This is a genomic window from Massilia sp. 01N410, assembly GCF_056399665.1.
This window is the reverse complement of sequence record NZ_JBFTRV010000024.1, coordinates 94,129-113,344: the sequence shown is the minus strand read 5'-3', so window position 1 is coordinate 113,344 and position 19,216 is coordinate 94,129. Positions and strand designations below refer to the sequence as shown.

The 19,216-nt window shown below is 63.8% G+C and carries 16 protein-coding genes and 1 pseudogene; 11 read left to right on the top strand and 6 right to left on the bottom strand.

Annotated features, from left to right (window positions below; translation table 11 throughout):
• A pseudogene (locus AC1DOP_RS24250) lies at positions 1-149 on the bottom strand (transposase); the annotation flags it as partial.
• A gap of 275 nt (positions 150-424) precedes the next feature.
• Entirely contained in the window at positions 425-700 is a 276-nt protein-coding gene (locus AC1DOP_RS24245; RefSeq protein ID WP_442123923.1) for a hypothetical protein, read from the bottom strand.
• A 155-nt stretch (positions 701-855) separates the two neighbouring features.
• Between AC1DOP_RS24245 and AC1DOP_RS24240 the strand changes: the two genes are divergently transcribed.
• Entirely contained in the window at positions 856-1,836 is a 981-nt protein-coding gene (locus AC1DOP_RS24240) for a LysR family transcriptional regulator (RefSeq protein ID WP_442123922.1), read from the top strand.
• Between the two features lie 165 nt (positions 1,837-2,001).
• Here AC1DOP_RS24240 and AC1DOP_RS24235 read toward each other — a convergent pair whose 3' ends face one another.
• On the bottom strand, positions 2,002-2,457 hold the full coding sequence (locus AC1DOP_RS24235) for an Lrp/AsnC ligand binding domain-containing protein (protein WP_435570377.1): 456 nt from the start codon (positions 2,455-2,457) through the stop codon (positions 2,002-2,004).
• A 217-nt stretch (positions 2,458-2,674) separates the two neighbouring features.
• Here AC1DOP_RS24235 and putA point away from each other — a divergent pair, with 217 nt between their 5' ends.
• Both putA and ald read left to right on the top strand, forming a co-directional pair.
• A complete protein-coding gene (putA, locus tag AC1DOP_RS24230; RefSeq protein ID WP_477253819.1) occupies positions 2,675-6,322 on the top strand; it encodes a trifunctional transcriptional regulator/proline dehydrogenase/L-glutamate gamma-semialdehyde dehydrogenase in 3,648 nt (1,215 codons plus the stop codon).
• Positions 6,323-6,401: 79 nt separating this feature from the next.
• Positions 6,402-7,517: an alanine dehydrogenase gene (ald, locus tag AC1DOP_RS24225; RefSeq protein WP_477253817.1), complete on the top strand. Its 1,116-nt coding sequence runs from the start codon at positions 6,402-6,404 to the stop codon at positions 7,515-7,517.
• Here the strand turns inward: ald and AC1DOP_RS24220 are convergent.
• Positions 7,487-8,269 carry a 5'-methylthioadenosine/adenosylhomocysteine nucleosidase gene (locus tag AC1DOP_RS24220; RefSeq protein ID WP_477253815.1) on the bottom strand — a complete coding sequence of 261 codons (783 nt, stop codon included), beginning with the start codon at positions 8,267-8,269 and terminating at the stop codon, positions 7,487-7,489. The two genes, ald and AC1DOP_RS24220, sit on opposite strands and share 31 nt — an antisense overlap.
• 145 nt (positions 8,270-8,414) lie before the next feature.
• On the bottom strand, positions 8,415-8,846 hold the full coding sequence (locus AC1DOP_RS24215) for a hypothetical protein (RefSeq protein WP_477253813.1): 432 nt from the start codon (positions 8,844-8,846) through the stop codon (positions 8,415-8,417).
• A 762-nt stretch (positions 8,847-9,608) separates the two neighbouring features.
• Here AC1DOP_RS24215 and AC1DOP_RS24210 point away from each other — a divergent pair.
• The 7 genes from AC1DOP_RS24210 to AC1DOP_RS24180 all read left to right on the top strand — a co-directional run bounded on the left by AC1DOP_RS24210 (position 9,609) and on the right by AC1DOP_RS24180 (position 16,946).
• On the top strand, positions 9,609-11,270 hold the full coding sequence (locus AC1DOP_RS24210; protein ID WP_477253811.1) for a GMC family oxidoreductase: 1,662 nt from the start codon (positions 9,609-9,611) through the stop codon (positions 11,268-11,270).
• Between the two features lie 75 nt (positions 11,271-11,345).
• Positions 11,346-12,113 (top strand): ABC transporter ATP-binding protein, encoded by a 768-nt coding sequence (locus AC1DOP_RS24205; RefSeq protein WP_477253809.1) that lies wholly within the window; start codon positions 11,346-11,348, stop codon positions 12,111-12,113.
• Positions 12,113-12,829, top strand: a complete 717-nt coding sequence (locus AC1DOP_RS24200) for an ABC transporter ATP-binding protein (RefSeq protein WP_477253807.1) — start codon at positions 12,113-12,115, stop codon at positions 12,827-12,829. Before AC1DOP_RS24205 ends, AC1DOP_RS24200 begins: the two co-directional genes overlap by 1 nt.
• Positions 12,830-12,858: 29 nt before the next feature.
• A complete protein-coding gene (locus tag AC1DOP_RS24195; RefSeq protein ID WP_442123914.1) occupies positions 12,859-14,070 on the top strand; it encodes an ABC transporter substrate-binding protein in 1,212 nt (403 codons plus the stop codon).
• A 157-nt stretch (positions 14,071-14,227) separates the two neighbouring features.
• Positions 14,228-15,112 carry a branched-chain amino acid ABC transporter permease gene (locus AC1DOP_RS24190; RefSeq protein WP_442123913.1) on the top strand — a complete coding sequence of 295 codons (885 nt, stop codon included), beginning with the start codon at positions 14,228-14,230 and terminating at the stop codon, positions 15,110-15,112.
• A 1-nt stretch (position 15,113) separates the two neighbouring features.
• Positions 15,114-16,097, top strand: coding sequence for a branched-chain amino acid ABC transporter permease (locus tag AC1DOP_RS24185; protein WP_477253805.1), 984 nt, complete (start codon positions 15,114-15,116; stop codon positions 16,095-16,097).
• A gap of 15 nt (positions 16,098-16,112) precedes the next feature.
• The gene (locus tag AC1DOP_RS24180) at positions 16,113-16,946 is read left to right on the top strand and encodes an alpha/beta fold hydrolase (RefSeq protein ID WP_442123911.1); all 834 of its coding nucleotides are present in this window, start codon (positions 16,113-16,115) and stop codon (positions 16,944-16,946) included.
• 55 nt (positions 16,947-17,001) lie between these two features.
• Here AC1DOP_RS24180 and AC1DOP_RS24175 read toward each other — a convergent pair whose 3' ends face one another.
• On the bottom strand, positions 17,002-18,159 hold the full coding sequence (locus AC1DOP_RS24175; RefSeq protein WP_477253825.1) for an iron-containing alcohol dehydrogenase: 1,158 nt from the start codon (positions 18,157-18,159) through the stop codon (positions 17,002-17,004).
• A 112-nt stretch (positions 18,160-18,271) separates the two neighbouring features.
• Here AC1DOP_RS24175 and AC1DOP_RS24170 point away from each other — a divergent pair, with 112 nt between their 5' ends.
• Positions 18,272-19,042 carry a sulfite exporter TauE/SafE family protein gene (locus tag AC1DOP_RS24170; RefSeq protein WP_477253803.1) on the top strand — a complete coding sequence of 257 codons (771 nt, stop codon included), beginning with the start codon at positions 18,272-18,274 and terminating at the stop codon, positions 19,040-19,042.
• Positions 19,043-19,216: the final 174 nt, after the last annotated feature.

Below are 19,216 nucleotides of genomic sequence, written 5' to 3'. Positions count from 1 at the left end.
CAGTGCGCCTTGTGGCGCAGCCGGGCCAGCGGCGTGCCGCTGAGCAGGTTGAAGGTGCGATGGCAACTGCGGCAGCGGTAGCGCTGCAGTCCGTGCGCGTGACCGTGGCGATAGGGTTTGTCGGCCTGGCAGTGCGGGCAGCAGAGTGGCATGCCGGGTTGCTCGACGATCTCGAGTACACGGTCGAGGCCGGCCGCCGATTGCAGCAGGTCGAGCAGGCGGTCGCGCTGGCGCCGCGTTAGAGAGGACAGGCGTTGCAGGAACTGTTCGAACTGCCGTGCTTGCATGCTGCCTCCGTCAACGGTTCAGGTCGACATTGGACTGCAGGCTTGCAGAAAAGATTCCACACTTGGCGCGAACAGCGCCAAAAAAAACGGCACCGGTTGCCCGGGTGCCGTTCAAGGAGAAATTCTGTATGAACTGGTCAGGAACGCAGCGCGCGCACCTCGGCGGGGCCGGAGACGGCCACTGCGGCCTGTTGCGCCAGCTTGGCGTCGCGCAGCTTGCGGCGTGCGGCCAGCTCGTCCTTCGACGGACGCGGGCGCACAACCAGCACCAGCGCACGGACGATGCCGATCAGGAGGGGACGGAAGAACATCAGTAGCCCACCCAGCAGGACCAGCTGGAGCATGCTGGTGAACAGATGCATGAACGGCAGGGCCGTCATCGGTGCTTGTAACAGGGCGTCAGTGAAAGACATGGCTCAGGAAAATGTTCAACGTTAAGGTTCGAGGTAACTATAGTGCAACGCAACATATAAATCTAATCACGTTCTCTGATGAGTCTTATATTGATCGTGAATGGAAATCGGGTACACTTGCAAACATCACATACGCAGCCCCAGAACGGACCCCCATGAGCTTCCTCACGCTTGACCTGAACCTGCTCCGCGTCTTCGACGCCGTCATGACCGAGCAAAACCTGACCCGCGCCGCCGGCCACCTGGCGATGACCCAGCCCGCCGTGTCGAACGCCATCAAGCGCCTGCGCGAAAGCCTGGGCGACGAGCTCCTGATCCGCACCGCCTACGGCGTCAAGCCGACCCCGCGCGCCGAAGCGCTGTGGCCGGCCGTGCGTCAGGCGCTGGCCGCGCTGGAAGCGGCGGTGATGCCGGAAACCTTCGACGTCTCCAAGGCCCAGGCCACCTTCCGCCTGGCGATGGCGGACGCCACCGCGGCGCTGTGGCTGCCGTCGCTGGTGCGCTCGATCGAAAAGGAAGCGCAGGGGGTGAATATCCGCATGGTGCCGCTGACCACGCGCGAACCGCGGCCGATGCTGCTGCGCGGCGACATCGACCTGGCCGTCGGCTTCTTCCCCGGCGTGGCGGCCCAGTTATCGTACGAAACCGGCTCGCCGATCCGCCATGAGCGCCTGTATTCGGGTGAATATGTGGCGGTGATGCGCAAGAACCACCCGCTGGCCCAGGGCAAGCTGGAACTGGACGATTACTGCAAGGCGAACCACCTGCTGGTGAGTTTTTCCGGCCGCGCCCATGGCCTGGTCGACGAAGCCCTGGCCCAGGTCGGCCGCGAGCGCCGCATCCTGCTGACGGTGAACCAGTTCTTCACCGCCGGCCGCGTGGTCGCCAATTCGGACCTGGTGACGGTGCTGCCGAAGCACCTGATCGCCTCGACCGGCGCCGCCGACGCCCTGGTATGGCGCGAACTGCCCTTCCAGTTGCCGGCCGTGCACCTGGACATGCTGTGGCACGAACGCGACGGCCGCAGCCCGGCCCACCGCTGGCTGCGCAAGAACCTCGAACAGATGTCGGCTGCGGCGCAGAAGACGCTGCCGCAGGCTTCGGAGGCGAATGTGAAGATGGAGAAGATTGCTTAAGCGGCGTTCCCGCTAAACCCCGTCATCCCCGCGTAGGCGGGGACCCAAGTTCTGCGTGAGTTATCGAAACACTGACAAACTTGGACCCCCGCCTTCGCGGGGGCGACGTTATTCAAGTAAGCGGGGATGACGTTTAGAAGCCGCAGGTACTAACAAGCGATTTGCTTATTTGATAGGCAGCTTGGTCGTATTCTTCACTTCCTCCATCACCGCATAGGTGTGCGTCTCGCGCACCCCCTTCTGCAGTAGGGTCTTGCCCAGGAACTCCCGGTACGCCGCCATGTCCTTCACGCGCGCCTTGACCAGGTAGTCGAAGCCGCCGGCGACCATATGGCATTCCAGCACCTCGGGAATCAGCTGGACGCTCTGTTTGAAGGCGTCGAAGACTTCCGGCGTGGTGCGGTCCAGCACCACTTCGATGAAAACCAGCAGCGATACGTCCAGCAGCACGGGATTCAGCTGGGCCGTGTAACCCATGATGTAGCCGGACTCGTGCAGCTTGCGCACGCGTTCCAGGCAGGCCGCGGGCGACAGGTTGACGCGGGCGGCCAGTTCGACGTTGCTGATACGCCCGTCGTTCTGCAGCTCGGCAAGGATTTTCTTGCTGATCTTGTCCAGCATGTTCTTCTCTCTCCACTATAAATATTATTTGGTGAAATTCTCTCACCAAAAACTATCTATTGCTAGTCTTCTGTAAAAACAGAATTAATCCAGAAGATTTCCCTCTACAATCGAATCATGTATTCACATTTGCGCTTGCGCCGGCCATCGCCCGATGGACCGGCGCTTTGCACATGTGAGCCCGGTCCCGATTTTTATTCTTTTTCCCAGAACTTCCATGAACATTGCCGCCACCCCGGCCATCACCTTCGTTCCCTTCGACGCCCTGCAGGCCGAGACCAAACGCGAACAGACCCCGCTGCGCGCCGCGATCACCGCCGCCTACCGCCGCGACGAGGCCCAGGCCGTCGAATGGCTGCTGTCCCAGGGCGCAGCCGCTTCCGCCGACGCCTATATGCTGGCGCACCGCCTGGTCTCGGCCGTGCGCGAAAAGCGCACCCGCTCCTCCGGCGTGGACGCGCTGATGCACGAATTCTCGCTGTCGTCGGAAGAGGGCGTGGCCCTGATGTGCCTGGCGGAAGCCCTGCTGCGCATTCCGGACAGCGACACCGCCGACCGTCTGATCGCCGACAAGATCAGCAAGGGCGACTGGAAGAAGCACTTAGGCGAATCACCGTCGCTGTTCGTGAACGCCGCCACCTGGGGCCTGCTCATCACCGGCAAGCTGGTCTCGAGCAGCAGCGAAAAGGGTCTCGGTTCGGCGCTGACCCGCCTGATCGCCAAGGGCGGCGAACCGCTGATCCGCAAGGGCGTCGACATGGCCATGCGCATGCTGGGCAACCAGTTCGTGACCGGCCAGACCATCGCCGAAGCGCTGAAGAACAGCCGGGAGAATGAAACCCGCGGCTACCGCTACTCCTACGACATGCTGGGCGAAGCGGCGCTGACGGAACTCGACGCCGAGAACTACTACGCCTCCTACGAAGCCGCGATCCACGCGATCGGCAAGGCCTCGAACGGCCGCGGCATCAAGGACGGTCCGGGCATCTCGATCAAGCTGTCGGCCCTGCACGCGAGATACAGCCGCGCACAATACGCCCGCGTGATGGGAGAGCTGCTGCCGCGCGTGAAAAAACTGGTGCTGCTGGCCAAGCAGTACAACATCGGCATCAATATCGACGCCGAGGAAGCCGACCGCCTCGAGATTTCGCTGGACATGCTGGAAGCGCTGGCCTTCGACGCCGAACTGGCTGGATTCGAAGGCATCGGCCTGGTGATCCAGGCTTACCAAAAACGCTGCCCCTTCGTGATCGACTACGTGGTCGACCTCGCGCGCCGCAGCGGCCGCAAGTTCATGGTGCGCCTGGTGAAAGGCGCCTACTGGGACGCCGAGATCAAGCGCGCCCAAGTCGACGGCCTGCCCGGCTATCCGGTCTACACGCGCAAGGTGTACACCGACGTTTCGTACCTGACCTGCGCGAAAAAGCTGCTGGCCGCGACCGACGTCATCTACGCCCAGTTCGCGACCCACAACGCGCACACCTTATCCGTGATCTACACCTGGGCCAAGGCCGACGGTGTGTCGAACTACGAGTTCCAGTGCCTGCACGGCATGGGCGAAACCCTGTACGACCAGGTCGTGGGCGCCGATAAGCTCGGTAAGGCCTGCCGCATCTACGCGCCGGTCGGTTCGCACGAAACCCTGCTGGCCTACCTGGTGCGCCGCCTGCTGGAAAACGGCGCCAACTCGTCCTTCGTGAACCAGATCGTCGACGAGAGCGTGCCGATCGACACCCTGCTGGCCGATCCCTTCGAGCAGGCGCGCGCCGCCAAATGCCTGCCGCATCCGCGCATTCCGCTGCCGCTCGACCTGTACGGCGCCGAGCGCAAGAACTCCGCCGGCCTGGACCTGGCCAACGAAGACGTGCTGCGCGCCCTGGCGGCCGAGCTTGCCACGCGGCGCCAGTACCTGGCAGCGCCGCTGGTCGACGGTCCGCTGAATGCCGTGGGCGCCGTCAACGTGATCAACCCGGCGCAATCGGCCGATATCGTCGGCCAGGTGACCGAAGCGACGGTCGCCGACGTCGACACCGCGCTGCAGGCGGCCGCGCAAGCCTTCCCTGCCTGGGAGGGCCTGGGCGCCGGCGCCCGCGCCGACATCATCGCCAGGGTCGGCAGCCTGTTCGAACGCGATATGGGCGAGCTGATGGCCCTGGCTGTGCGCGAAGCCGGCAAATCGCTGCCGAACGCGATCGCCGAGATCCGCGAGGCGGTCGACTTCCTTCGCTACTACGCGAACGAGATCCGCGAAAACGGCGACGCACCGGCACTGGGTTCGGTGACCTGCATCAGCCCGTGGAACTTCCCGCTGGCGATCTTCACGGGCCAGGTGGCGGCTGCGCTGGCCGCCGGCAACGTGGTGCTGGCCAAGCCGGCCGAGCAGACCCCGCTGATCGCCTGGCGCGCCGTGCAGCTGTTCCACGAAGCCGGCGTGCCGGCGGGCGCGCTGCAGCTGCTGCCGGGCCGCGGCGAAACCGTGGGTGCCGCCCTGACCTCCGATGCGCGTGTGAAGGCCGTGATCTTCACCGGTTCGACCGAAGTCGCCCAGCTGATCAACCGCACCCTGGCCGAACGCGCCCAGCGCGAAGGCTATGACATTCCCTTGATTGCCGAAACCGGCGGCCAGAACGCGCTGATCGTGGATTCCTCGGCGCTGCCGGAGCAGGTGGTGCAGGACGTGCTGAGCTCGGCGTTCGACAGCGCCGGCCAGCGCTGCTCGGCCCTGCGCGTGCTGTTCCTGCAGGAAGACATTGCGGATAAAACCATCAAGATGCTGAAGGGCGCGATGCAGGAACTGCGCGTCGGCGTACCGGACCGCCTGGCCACCGACATCGGCCCGGTGATCGACCGCGAAGCCCAGCAAAACCTGCTGGCCCACATCGAACGTACCAAGGCCAGCGCCAAGGCCCATTTTGCGCTGGAGCTGCCGGCGGCGCTCGAGGCCCAGGGCACCTTCGTGCCGCCGACCGTGCTGGAAATCGGCTCGATGGCGGAACTGCAGCGCGAAGTCTTCGGTCCGGTGCTGCACATCGTGCGCTACCGCCGCGCGGACCTGGGCAAGGTGGTCGACACCATCAACGGCACCGGCTACGGCCTGACCTTGGGCGTGCATTCGCGCATCGACGAGACCATCGATTTCATCGTCTCGCGCGCCCACGTCGGCAATATCTACGTGAACCGTAACATCGTCGGCGCCGTGGTCGGCGTGCAGCCTTTCGGCGGCGAGGGCAAATCGGGCACCGGTCCGAAGGCCGGCGGTCCGCTCTACCTGAAGCGCCTGCAGAAGGAAGCCGCATCGCTGCTGCAGCGTGCGCGCCACAGCAACCCGGCGCTGGACGCCCTGATGGGCTGGGCGCAGGCGAACGGCCATGGCGATATCGCCGTGCTGGCCGAGCAATACGCCACCACGACCCTGGACGGCATCAGCCTCACTTTGCCGGGCCCGACCGGCGAGCGCAATGTGCTCGGCTTCGTGCCGCGCGGCGCCATCCTGTGCGCGGCCAGCGAGACGAAAGGCCTGCTGAACCAGCTGGCGGCGGTGCTGGTCACCGGCAACCGCGCCATGGTGCTGGCGGATGCGCGCGACCCGGTGCTGGCGACCCTGCCGGCGGAAGTGAGGGAGCGCCTGCGCTTCATCGGTGAAGCCGAGCTGGACAGCGTCGAGATCCAGATGGCGATGGTCGAACGCGGTTTGAAAGGAAATCTGCAGGCGATACTGGCGGCCCGTCCCGGCGCCATCGTCGGCATCGTCGATACCCAGCCGGACCGGCCGGCCGCCCTGTGGCGGCTGGTGGCAGAACGGGCCCTGTGCGTCAACACGACGGCGGCTGGCGGTAACGCAAGCCTGATGACGCTGAGCTTGTAATCATAAGAAGAAATGACCGGGGCGCACGCCCCGGTTTTCACATGCGCAGTCGTTTGAGTTGTTCAACTTGGAGGTAGACATGCTAGTTGGCGTTCCAAAGGAAATCAAAAACCATGAATATCGCGTCGGCCTGACCCCGCCCAGCGTCCACGAACTGGTGGCGCGTGGACATCAGGTCCTGGTCCAGGCCGGCGCTGGGGCCGAGATCGGCCTGACAGACGAGCAATACGTGGCGGCGGGCGCAAGCATCGTCGCCGGCGCGCAGGAGATTTTTGCGCGCGCGGACATGATCGTGAAGGTCAAGGAGCCGCAGCCACAGGAATGCGCGATGCTGCGCGAAGGCCAGATCCTGTACACCTATCTGCACCTGGCGCCGGATCCGGAGCAGACCGCGGCCCTGGTGAAGTCGGGCGCCGTCTGCATCGCCTACGAAACCATCACCGGCCCCGGGGGCGGCCTGCCGCTGCTGGCGCCGATGAGCGAGGTGGCGGGACGGATGTCGATCCAGGCCGGCGCCAGCCACCTGGAAAAATCGAAGGGCGGCATGGGCCTGCTGCTGGGCGGCGTGCCGGGCGTGGCGCCGGGCCACGTGGTGATCATCGGCGCCGGCGTGGTCGGTACGAATGCGCTGCAGATGGCGGTCGGCACCGGCGCCCGGGTCACCGTTCTCGATAAAAACGTCGATCGCCTGCGCCAGCTCGACCTGGTCTACGGCAACCGCATCGCCACCCTGTACTCGAACGCCCACGCGATCGAGGAAGCAGTGCTGACGGCCGACCTGGTGATCGGCGGCGTGCTGGTGCCCGGTGCGGCGGCGCCGAAGCTGGTGACGCGCAGCATGGTTTCGCGCATGAAGAAGGGCGCGGTGGTGGTCGACGTCGCGATCGACCAGGGCGGCTGCTTCGAGACCTCGCATCCGACCACGCACACCGATCCGACCTTCGTGGTCGACGGCGTGGTGCACTACTGCGTGGCGAACATGCCGGGCGCGGTGGCGCGCACCTCGACCTTCGCCTTGAACAACGCCACCATCGGCCATGCGGTCGCGCTGGCCACCAAGGGCTGGCGGCAGGCGCTGCGCGACGATCCGCACCTGAAAAACGGCCTGAACGTCTGCCAGGGCAAGGTGAGCTATGCGGCGGTGGCGAAAGACCTCGGCTACGACTACGTGCCGGCCGACACCCTGTTGGCCTGATTGCTCGCCTGACAGAACTGCCTGACGATGTAAAAGGCATACTGCGCGGCCACCGACTTCACGAAACGCATGAAGTCGGTGGCCGCGTTTTCATTGGCATTGTCGGAAATCGTGCGGATCACGCCGAAGGGGATGCCCAGCTCGAAACACACCTGCGCGACCGCGGCGCCTTCCATTTCCACCGCCAGCAGACCCGGCAGAGCCTCGCCAAGGGCCCGGATACGCTCCCTGTGGCTGACGAACTGGTCGCCGCTACCGACGAGACCACGGTGCACCCGCGGCGCCTGTAGCCCGAATACGGCCCTTTCCTGGGCATCGATGGCCTGGACGAGATCACGCTCGAGGAAGTACTGGGCGGCATGACCGAGTTCCAGCGCCATCTGGAGGTCGCTGGAAAAATGGCTCAGGCCCGTCAACGGTACCTCGTGACGCGGAAACAGTGGACTCGCATCCATGTCGTGCTGGACCAGGGATTCGGCCACCACGATGTCGCCGACACGCACCGAAGCATCGCCGGAACCGGCCACACCGGTAAAGAGGATGTGCGTAACTCCGAACTTCTCCACAAGCGTGGTGGCTGTCATGGCAGCCGCAACCTTGCCTATACGCGATAGAACGGCCACAGCGTCGATTTCCCAGAGTTTTCCTACCCAGTACTCACGCATACCGTGGATGAGCTTGTAGGGCCCTTCCATGGCTTCTACGAGCCCCTGCTGTTCTTCGTGCAAGGCACTGATGATCCCTAATCGCATGTTTTTTCTGTCCTGGATGGCCTGGATGGCGGGTTGACGGCGGTTTTGCTGCCCAGTGTTTTAATAAAACAAGATGTATATAAAAACTGGTAGTAGATAGTAAACGCCGCTTCTGCTGTGGATAAGAGGAGATTTGTCTACAGCGTCAACGGTTTACGTGCTGCCGGATGAGCTGGAAAAACATTGTATCCAGCTTGAACCGATCTTGGACAAAAACGCTTTGGCCAGCAAAAAACTGGCTTCTGCACATTTGCCGCTGTGGATATGCAGGCGTTTTTCCACAGACGAGGTGGTTTTGCAGCTGATTGGGCAGCTGAACTTGCCAGTTTTGCATGTGGTTCAGCAAAAGCTTCAGCAGAAACGGCTGTGCAGCGGCCGCGTTTGCCTGGTCCGCTGGCGTTCGCGTCGTCTCGTCATCTTTCCTGCTCGCTCTTCCTTGTCTGCAGTCCAGATTCGCCATTCCCTGCGATGGACGCCGCATCTCGTTCTTCCTGTAGACCAATCGGGCGTTTGCCGAGTAGCGGCCTTGCCATCTGTCGCCAGCGACAGCGAAGCGCGATTTTTCCGTCTTGTCCACGCAGAGTCGCTTCTTTGTTTTAGTTAACTTGAATAGATATATAAATTGGTAGTGATAGTAAACGCTGCCGGATCTGTGGATAAGGCCGATTTTCTCCACATGCTCAAGGGTTTACCTGTGATCGAAGCTGCTGAACAAGGCTTGTTTCCGGCGGGGACCAAAACTGGACAAAAAACCGGTTGTGGCCAAGTCGGGTGGTTTCGCACATTCGCTCCTGTGGATATTCATGGGTTTGTCCACAGAGCGGATGGTTTCGGTGTTTGCGGGCATGGTCGAAGCCGGTTTTTTCGGACGCTGAGGCGGCGTTGCCGGAGTCGGAAATTTTTTTAGCCAGGAAATGGTCGGCAAGACTGGATCATTTACCAGTCGTTGCGGTCGAAGCCGGGTGAGTCGTCGTGCTGTGGCCTGGCCGAAGTCGAAAATTTTTTTTTCGGCCAGGGCCGGCTTTTTGGAAAGGGTCCTCAGGTTTACCCCCAAAAGTATGTATACAGAATAGTGGTAATAGTTAACGGGGGGTCTCATCTGTGGATAAACCCGGTTTTGTCCACAAGATCAGGCGTTTACGCGCCGCATAAGGCGGTGGACCTGCCTTGTATGTGCCTGGTGGAAAATATGGATAAAAAATTCCGCTGTGCGGAAAGTGCGGTTTTCGCACATTCCGTACCTGTGGATATACAAAAGCTTATCCACAGTTGCCGCAGCTTGACGATCTGGTAAGCTTGATGAAGCGAAGCATCAACCGTGTGACATGGAGGGGGCAGCGTGGAATCGGCAGGGGAATACGACTACATCATCGTGGGCGCCGGCACAGCCGGTTGCGTGCTCGCCAACCGCCTGACCCGCAAGCCGGATGTCGAGGTCTTGCTGATCGAGGCAGGCGGCAAGGACGACTACCTGTGGATCCACATTCCGGTCGGCTATCTCTACTGCATCGACAATCCGCGCACCGACTGGCTGTTCCGCACCGAATCCGATCCCGGACTGGCCGGGCGCTCGCTGATCTACCCGCGCGGCAAGGTGCTGGGCGGGTCGTCTTCGATCAACGGCATGATCTATATGCGCGGCCAGGCCGGCGATTACGACCGCTGGGCCGAGGTCAGCGGCGATCCGTCCTGGCGCTGGGAAAACGTGCTTCCCCTGTTCCGGCAGAGCGAAGACCATCACGGCGGCGCCAGCGAGATCCACGGCAGCGGCGGCGAATGGCGGGTCGAGCGCCAGCGCCTGTCCTGGGAAATCCTGGATGCCTTCCGCGAGGCGGCCGCCCAGAACGGCATTCCGAAAGTTGCGGATTTCAACGGCGGCGATAACGCCGGCTGTGCCTATTTCGAAGTCAACCAGCGCCGCGGCATCCGCCTGAACACGGCCAAGGCCTTCCTGAAACCCGCTTCGCAGCGCCCGAACCTGACCATCATGACCGGCTGCCACGTGGAAAAGCTGCTCATCGAAGCGACCGAGCAGGGCAAGGTCTGCCGCGGCGTGCAATTTACCGGCGGCGGACGGGCCTTCAGCGCCAGCGCGCGCCGCGAAACCTTGCTTGCCGCCGGCGCGATCGGCTCGCCGCACATCCTGCAGCTGTCCGGCATCGGCCCAGCCGTCAGCCTGGCCAGGCAGGGCATCGAACCGCTGGTCGATTCCCCGGGCGTCGGCGAAAACCTGCAGGACCATCTGCAGCTGCGCATGGTCTACCGCATCACCGGCGCGCCCTCGCTGAACACGACGGCCTCGAGCTGGTTCGGCAAGGCGAAGATCGGCCTGGAATACATGCTGTTCCAGAGCGGACCGATGTCGATGGCGCCGTCCCAGCTGGGCGCATTCGCCCGTTCCGACGCGAGCCAGGTGTCGCCGAATCTGCAATACCACGTGCAGCCGCTGTCGCTGGACAAGTTCGGCGACCCGCTGCACGGCTTTCCCGCCTTCACCGCCAGCGTCTGCAACCTGCGCCCGAGCTCGCGCGGCCACGTACGCGCCGCCTCGAACGACAGCTACGCGCCGCCGAAAATCACGCCGAACTACCTGAGTACGCCGGAAGACCGGCAAGTGGCGGCGCAGGCGCTGGCGCTGACCCGGCGCATCGTGGCCTCGCCGGCGCTGGCCAAGTACCGGCCGGAAGAATTCAAGCCGGGTCCGCACTACCGCACGGAAGAGGAACTCGCCGAGGCTGCCAGCCTGATCGGCACCACGATCTTCCACCCGGTCGGCACCTGCAAGATGGGCAGGCGCGAGGATCCGATGGCGGTGGTCGACAGCGAATTGCGGGTCAAGGGCGTGCACGGCCTGCGCGTGGTCGACGCTTCCGTCATGCCTTTCATCACTTCCGGCAACACGAATTCGCCCACCCTGATGATCGCCGAGAAGACGGCCCAGCTGATCGCCGCGCAGGGTGCGCAAAAATGCACAACGGGTTTGCGTTTGTACAGTACGTGACACGGACGCAGCGGCAAACGATGTGTTGTATCTTGGGGAATCCTGAAAATATGTAAGTTTGGCAATGGAGGAGTGATGGCGGACGTCATTCTGGAGACGCGCGAGCTGACCAAGGAATTCAAGGGTTTTACGGCGGTCAGCAGCGTCGACCTGCAGGTGCAGCGCGGCCATATTCATGCGCTGATCGGCCCCAACGGCGCCGGCAAGACCACCTGTTTCAACCTGCTGACCAAGTTCCTGGTGCCATCCTCGGGCCGGATCCTGTTCAACGGGCGCGACATCACGGGCGCGAAACCGGCCCAGATCGCCCGCATGGGCATCATCCGTTCCTTCCAGATCTCGGCCGTCTTTCCCCACCTGACGGTGCTGGAAAACGTCCGCATCGGCCTGCAGCGCGCGCTGGGCACGAGTTTCCATTTCTGGCGCAGCGAACGCTCCCTCGACCAGCTGAACCAGCGCGCGATGGCGCTGCTCGAGGAAGTCGACCTCGGCAGCTTTGCCGATACGCTGACCGCCGATCTGCCCTACGGCCGCAAGCGCGCGCTCGAGATCGCCACTACCCTGGGCATGGAGCCGGAACTGATGCTGCTCGACGAACCGACCCAGGGCATGGGCCACGAAGACGTGCACCGGGTGACGGAACTGATCAAGAAGGTATCGGCCGGACGCACGATCCTGATGGTCGAGCACAATATGAACGTGGTGTCCGGCATCTGCGACCGCATCTCGGTGCTGCAGCGCGGCGCCATCCTGGCAGAAGGAAACTATGCCGAAGTCTCGCGTAATCCACAGGTGATGGAAGCCTACATGGGCACCGAGGCGCCACTCGAAGGAGCGCACTGATGGCGGCGGCACTGGAAATCCAGGACCTGCAGGCCTGGTACGGCGAATCGCACATCCTGCACGACGTCTCCCTGTCCGTCGACGAGGGCGAGGTCGTGACCCTGCTCGGCCGCAACGGCGCGGGACGCACGACGACCCTGCGCGCCATCATGGGCCTGACCGGCACGCGGCGCGGCTCGATCCGCATCCACGGCCTTGAAGCCATCCACCTTCCCACTTACAAGATCGCCCACCTGGGCATCGGCTATTGCCCGGAAGAGCGCGGCATCTTTGCCTCGCTGTCGACCGAGGAAAACCTGCTGCTGCCGCCCGTGCTGGCGGCCTCGAAGGGCAGGGCGGCCGGCATGTCGCTGGACGAGATCTACGAGATGTTCCCCAACCTGTACGAGCGCCGAAACAGCCAGGGCACGCGGCTGTCCGGCGGCGAGCAGCAGATGCTGGCGGTGGCGCGCATCCTGCGCACCGGCGCGCGGCTGCTGCTGCTGGACGAGATCTCGGAAGGCCTGGCGCCCGTCATCGTGCAGGCCCTGGCCCGCATGATCACGACCCTGAAAGCCAAGGGCTACACGATCGTGATGGTGGAACAGAACTTCCGCTTCGCGGCGCCGCTGGCCGACCGCTTCTACGTGATGGAGCACGGCCAGATCGTCAAGACCATCCACGCGGCCGAGCTGCAGGCCAGCATGCCCGAACTCACCGAATTGCTAGGCGTTTGAATAACAACTTTCATTAACGGAGACGACCCATGAAACGCACCGCCATTGCCACCGCCATCGCCGCCACCGCCGCGGCCGCCTTTTTGTCCATTCCCGCCCAGGCCCAGGTTTCGGGCGACACCATCAAGATCGGCATGATCACCGACCTGTCCGGTGTCTACTCGGACATCGACGGCAACGGCGGCGCCGAAGCGGTGCGCATGGCGATCGCCGACATGGGCGGCGCCATCAACGGCAAGAAGATCCAGTTCATCGTCGCCGACCACCAGAACAAGGCGGACATCGCCGCCAGCAAGGCGAGGGAATGGTTCGACCAGCAGGGCGTCGACATGCTGATCGGCGGCACCAACTCGGGCGCCAGCCTGGCGATGGCCAAGGTTGCCGCGGAAAAGAAAAAAGTCTTCATCGCCATCGGCGCCGGCTCCGCCAGGCTCACCAACGAGGAATGCTCGCCCTACACCGTGCACTACGCCTACGACACCGTGGCGCTGGCGCGCGGCACCGGCGCCACCATGGTCAAGCAGGGCGGCAAGAGCTGGTATTTCCTGACCGCCGACTACGCCTTCGGCCAGTCGCTGGAGAAGGACACCACCGAGGTCATCAAGGCCAACGGCGGCACCGTGCTCGGCAGCGTGAAGCACCCGCTGGGCGCCTCCGACTTCTCGTCCTTCCTGCTGCAGGCCCAGTCCTCCAAAGCCCAGGTGCTGGGCCTGGCGAACGCTGGCGGCGATTTTATCAACTCCGTAAAAGCCGCCAACGAATTCGGTCTGACCAAGAAGATGAAGGTGGCCGGCCTGCTGGTGTTCATCAACGATATCCACACCCTCGGCCTGAACACGACCCAGGGCCTGTACCTGACCGACGGCTGGTACTGGGACCAGAACGACGCCACCCGCGCCTGGTCGAAGCGCTACTTCGCCAAGATGAAAAAGCAGCCCTCGATGCTGCAGGCGGCCGACTACTCGGCCACGACGAACTACCTGAACGCAGTGAAGGCGGTCGGCAGCGATGATGCCGACAAGGTCATGGCCCACCTGAAAAAGACCAAGATCAATGACATGTTCGCCAAGAACGGCGAGATCCGCCCGGACGGCCGCATGGTCTACGACATGTACCTGATGCAAGTGAAAACGCCGAAGGAATCGAAGGGGGCTTGGGATTACTACAAGGTTGTGGCGACCATTCCGGGTTCGCAGGCTTACACGACCAAGGCGGAATCGAAGTGCGCGGCGTGGAAGTAATTCGTTAACTCTGGCGCCGTCGTCCCCGCGCAGGCGGGGACCCAAGTTTGTTGCGACCCACAAAAACTTGGATCCCCGCCTGCGCGGGGATGACGGGCATATGTTCGCGGGAATGACGTGCTTGTGTACGTTGCCGCAATTTTTAGCCTGAACTCATATGGAAATCTTCGGCGTCCCCCTGCAAGCCATGCTGAGCCAGCTCCTGCTGGGCCTGGTCAACGGCTCTTTCTATGCGATGCTGTCGCTGGGCCTGGCCGTCATCTTCGGCCTGCTCAACGTCATCAATTTCTCGCATGGCGCGCTATACATGATGGGCGCCTTTGCCGCCTTCATCGGCGTCACTTCCTTCGGCCTGAACTACTGGGTGATGCTGGTGCTGGCGCCGCTGCTGGTCGGGGTGTTCGGCATCCTGGTCGAGAAGTCGATGCTGCGCTGGCTGTACAAGCTGGACCATCTGTACGGCCTGCTGCTGACCTTCGGCATCACCCTGCTGCTGGAAGGCGTGTTCCGCTCCTTCTACGGCGTTTCCGGCCAGACCCTCGACGTGCCGGAGGCCCTGTCCGGCGCCACCGACCTCGGCTTCATGATCCTGCCGAACTACCGCGCCTGGGTGGTCGCGGCCTCGCTGACGGTCTGCCTGGCGACCTGGTTCGTGATCGAAAAGACGAGATTGGGCGCCTACCTGCGCGCCGGTACCGAGAACCCGAAACTGGTCGAAGCCTTCGGCGTCAACGTGCCGCTGATGGTGACCCTCACCTATGGCTTCGGCGTCGCCCTGGCGGGCTTTGCCGGGGTACTGGCGGCGCCCGTCATCAACGTCACGCCGCTGATGGGCTCCAACCTCATCATCGTCGTGTTCGCCGTGGTCGTGATCGGCGGCATGGGCTCGATCCTCGGTTCCATCGTCACCGGCCTGGGCCTGGGCGTGATCGAGGGCCTGACCCGCGTCTATTACCCGGAAGCGTCGGAGGTGGTGGTGTTCGTCGTGATGGTGATCGTGCTGCTGCTGCGTCCGGCAGGTTTGTTCGGCAAGGAAAAGTGATATGAATCGAAAACTCGGCTACACCCTGGCCCTGCTGGTCGCCCTGGCCGCGCCCTTCGTCGGCTATCCGGTGTTCCTGATGAAGCTGCTGTGCTTCGGCCTGTTCGCCTGCGCCTTCAACCTGCTGATCGGCTATACGGGCCTGCTGTCCTTCGGCCATGCCGCCTTCTTCGGCGGCGCCGGCTACGTGACCGGCTATGCACTGACGGCCTTGGGTCTGCCTTTCGAGGCCGGCCTCGTGCTGGGCGTGCTGGCGGCCGGCGCCATCGGCCTCGTGATGGGTCTGCTGGCGATCCGGCGCCAGGGCATCTATTTCTCGATGATCACCCTGGCGCTGGCCCAGATGGTGTACTTCGGCGCCTTGCGCGCGCCCTTCACGCACGGCGAGGATGGCCTGCAGGGCGTGCCACGTGGCAAGCTGCTGGGCCTGCTCGACCTCGGCAACGATTTGACCATGTACTACGTGGTGCTGGCGCTGTTCGTGGCCGGCTTCGCGCTGATCGTGCGCATCATCCATTCGCCTTTCGGCCAGGTGCTGAAGGCGGTCAAGGAAAACGAGCCACGCGCCATTTCCCTGGGCTACGACGTGGACAAGGTCAAGCTGCTGGCCTTCGTGCTCTCGAGCGCCCTGGCGGGCCTCGCAGGGGCCACCAAGACCGTGGTGCTGGGCTTCGAGACCCTCACCGACGTGCACTGGACCATGTCCGGCCTCGTCATCCTGATGACCCTGGTAGGCGGCATGGGCACGCTGGCCGGGCCGGTGCTGGGCGCCTTCCTGGTGGTCGCCCTCGAAAACAAGCTCGGCGACGTAGGGAACTTCCTCGTCGAAGCGACCCATGTAGAATGGTTTGCGTCACTCGGCGAATCGGTCGGCATCGTTACCGGGCTGATCTTTGTTGCCTGCGTGCTGCTGTTCCGGCGCGGCATCGTCGGCGAGATCGCGGCGGCTTTCAATGCCGCCAAGCGCGGGAGCAGGGCGGCCTAACACACAGGAGGGGCTGTGATCGACGAATCCCTGATGCTGGATGCGAACGGCATCCACATGCACGCCACCACGACCGGGCAGGGGCCGGTGGTCCTCCTCCTGCACGGTTTTCCCGATACCCACATCGTCTGGCGCAAGCAGATACCGGTGCTGGCCCAAGCCGGTTTCCGCGTGCTGGCGCCCGACCTGCGCGGCTACGGCCGCACGGATGCGCCGCCCCACGTGCTCGACTACACCCTCGACAAGATCCGGGCCGACATACTGGGTCTGCTGGATGCACTGAAGATCGACAAGGTGAGCATCGTCGGCCACGACTGGGGCGGCATCCTCGGCTGGCAGCTGGCGTCCATGGTGCCGCAGCGCGTCGAGCGCCTGGTGGTCCTGTCGACCGGCCATCCGAAGGCGATCGCCCACGCCGGCATCCTGCAGCAGTTGCGGATGGCCTATATCCCGCTGTTCTGCATGCCGGGCATTGCCGAAGCCACGCTGCGCGCGGCCGACTGGTTCGCGCTGCGCCAGTTCACCAGCGAGCCGGGCCAGGCCGATTTCTGGAAGCGCGATCTCGGTCCGCCGGGACGGCTGACTGCGGCGCTGAACTATTACCGCGCCAACCTCAAGCTGGCGCTGCCGCAGTCCTATCCACGCGTCAAAGTGCCGGTGATGGGCATCTGGAGCGACCGCGACCCGGCGCTGGGCGAAAAGCAGATGCGCGATTCGGCGCATTACGTGGATGGCGAATTCCGCTTCGAACGGATCCGCGATGCCGACCACTGGCTGCAGCTGACGGCGCATGAGCGGGTGAATGCCTTGCTGCTGGATTTTCTTGGGGCGAAAAGGAGTACCGTTTAGCTCGTCGTTCCCGGCAATTCCGGGAAGTCGTTTCCGGCAATGCCGGGAACGACAGTTAGAGCGCCGCCGCGTAAATCGCCCGCGCATCCTCGCGCGTCAGCTCCCGCGGATTGTTCCCCAGCAACCTGGTCTGCAGCATCGCATCGTCAGCCAAACGATCCAGGTCGCGTTCCGTAATGCCGACCTGCTGCAGCGTCGTCTCGACCCCCGTGATCTTGGCGATCTGCTGCATCGCAACAATCAAGGCCTGGGCGCGCGCCTCTTCGCTGCCGCTGGCGTGGGGCACGACGATGCCGGCCAGTTCCGCATAGTGCCCGCTGGCCGCCGGCAGATTGAAACGCAGCACGTGCGGCAGCACGAGCGAGTTCGACAGTCCGTGGGCAACGTGGAAGATGCCGCCGATCGGGTAAGCCAGCGCATGGACAGCGGCCACCGGGGCGTTGGAAAAGGCCTGGCCGGCCAGGCAGGCGCCCAGCAGCATGGCCTGGCGGGCGTCGAGGTCGTGGCCGTTCTCGCAGGCTTTGACGATGTGTGCCGACAGCAGGGACAGCGCCTGGCGCGCCAGCATATCCGACAGCGGATTCTTCTTGTGGCGGCTGGTATAGGCTTCGATCGCGTGCACCATGGCGTCGATGCCGGTGGCGGCTGTGACCACCGGCGGCAGGCCGACCGTCAGGCTCGCATCCAGCAGCGCCAGGTCGGCGTAGAGCTGGGGAGCGACCACGCCCATCTTGGTGCTCTCGCCGGTGGTGACGATGGCGATGTTGGTGACTTCCGAACCGGTGCCGGCGGTGGTCGGCACCTGCACCAGCGGCAGGCGCTTGCCGGCGACCTTGCCGATGCCGTACATCTCGGCCAGCGGCTGTTCGCTGCCGGCCAGCACCGCGACCAGCTTGGCGACGTCCATCGAGCTGCCGCCGCCCAGGCCGATCACCAGTTCCGTTCCCTGCCTGCGCGCGAAGCGGGCCGCGGCCTCGACCACGGCTTCCGGCGGATCGACGAGCACGTCCGAATAAACCATCACTTGCATGCCCTGGCGTTCCAGGCTGGCGCGCGGCGGCTCGACCAGGCCGGTGCGCAGGAAGCCGGGATCGGTGACGATCAGCACCCGACGCAGGCCCGGGAAACGTTCGGCGACGAGCTGTCCGAGCCTGAGCGAGGCGCCGGCTTCGGACACGATGCTGGACACGGTGCTGAAGCTGAATGCGGGGATGGCGGTACTCATCGACGGCGTCTCCTTGTTGGTTTTGCGTTTGCTCAAGCTTACACCAGCTGGCCTCTTTCATTACCGTACAATGGCGATTTCCCTCTATGCATTTGTTCCCATGTTTGATCTCGTCACCCTGGCCTGCGCGGCCTTTCTTGCCGGTCTAGTCGATGCTGTGGTGGGAGGGGGAGGGTTGATCCAGATCCCGGCGATCTTCGCCGTGTTTCCGAAGGAAGTGCCGGCGACCCTGCTGGGAACGAACAAGCTGGCATCGATGTGCGGCACCACGGTCGCGGCGGTGAAGTATGCGCGTCGGGTGCAGGTGGCCTGGAGCACGGCGGCGCCGGCAGCCGTCGCCGCCTTCGCCCTGGCCTTCATCGGCGCCTGGACCGTGACCCGCGTGCCGGGCGACTTCGTGCGCAGCCTGCTGCCGCTGGTCCTGCTGGCGGTGGCCGTCTACACCTTCAAGAAAAAGGACTTCGGTTCGGTCCATGCGCCGGTCCACAGCGGCATGACGGAGCGCCTGCTGGCGGTCGGGGTCGGCGCCGCGATCGGCTTTTATGACGGCTTCTTCGGTCCAGGGACCGGCAGCTTCCTGATCTTCCTGTTCGTGCGGTTTTTCGGCTTCGATTTCCTCGGCGCCTCGGCGGCGGCGAAGATCGTCAACGTGGCCTGCAATGTTTCGGCCCTGATCTGGTTCGGCTACAGCGGCCACCTGATCTGGAAACTGGCGGCGGTGATGGCGGTGTGCCAGATCGGCGGCTCGCTGGTCGGTACCCGGCTGGCGCTGAAGCACGGCAGCGGTTTCGTGCGCAAGCTCTTCCTGGTCGTCGTGTCCTTGCTGATTGTAAAGACAGCCTTCGATACCTTCCGCCACCTCGGCTGGTAATGTTTCACGTGAAACAGTGCGGCCTCATCATATCGGTTTGACGGTTGTAAGGAGAGTGGGCAACAGCCCGGCGCCGCCGGGCGCGATCAGCCGGCGCCTGCCGGTATCCCAGGCGGCGCTCTAGGCGTAGGCCTTGCCATCCCAGGTCCACCCGGCCATGCACCAGCAATCGCC

Bases quoted from the DNA above. Each gene is read 5' to 3' on its own strand.
- AC1DOP_RS24245 (WP_442123923.1), bottom strand. From the start codon at position 700: ATGTCTTTCACTGACGCCCTGTTACAAGCACCGATGACGGCCCTGCCG.
- AC1DOP_RS24240 (WP_442123922.1), top strand. From the start codon at position 856: ATGAGCTTCCTCACGCTTGACCTGAACCTGCTCCGCGTCTTCGACGCC.
- AC1DOP_RS24235 (WP_435570377.1), bottom strand. From the start codon at position 2,457: ATGCTGGACAAGATCAGCAAGAAAATCCTTGCCGAGCTGCAGAACGAC.
- putA (WP_477253819.1), top strand. From the start codon at position 2,675: ATGAACATTGCCGCCACCCCGGCCATCACCTTCGTTCCCTTCGACGCC.
- ald (WP_477253817.1), top strand. From the start codon at position 6,402: ATGCTAGTTGGCGTTCCAAAGGAAATCAAAAACCATGAATATCGCGTC.
- AC1DOP_RS24220 (WP_477253815.1), bottom strand. From the start codon at position 8,269: ATGCGATTAGGGATCATCAGTGCCTTGCACGAAGAACAGCAGGGGCTC.
- AC1DOP_RS24205 (WP_477253809.1), top strand. From the start codon at position 11,346: ATGGCGGACGTCATTCTGGAGACGCGCGAGCTGACCAAGGAATTCAAG.
- AC1DOP_RS24200 (WP_477253807.1), top strand. From the start codon at position 12,113: ATGGCGGCGGCACTGGAAATCCAGGACCTGCAGGCCTGGTACGGCGAA.
- AC1DOP_RS24195 (WP_442123914.1), top strand. From the start codon at position 12,859: ATGAAACGCACCGCCATTGCCACCGCCATCGCCGCCACCGCCGCGGCC.
- AC1DOP_RS24190 (WP_442123913.1), top strand. From the start codon at position 14,228: ATGGAAATCTTCGGCGTCCCCCTGCAAGCCATGCTGAGCCAGCTCCTG.
- AC1DOP_RS24185 (WP_477253805.1), top strand. From the start codon at position 15,114: ATGAATCGAAAACTCGGCTACACCCTGGCCCTGCTGGTCGCCCTGGCC.
- AC1DOP_RS24170 (WP_477253803.1), top strand. From the start codon at position 18,272: ATGTTTGATCTCGTCACCCTGGCCTGCGCGGCCTTTCTTGCCGGTCTA.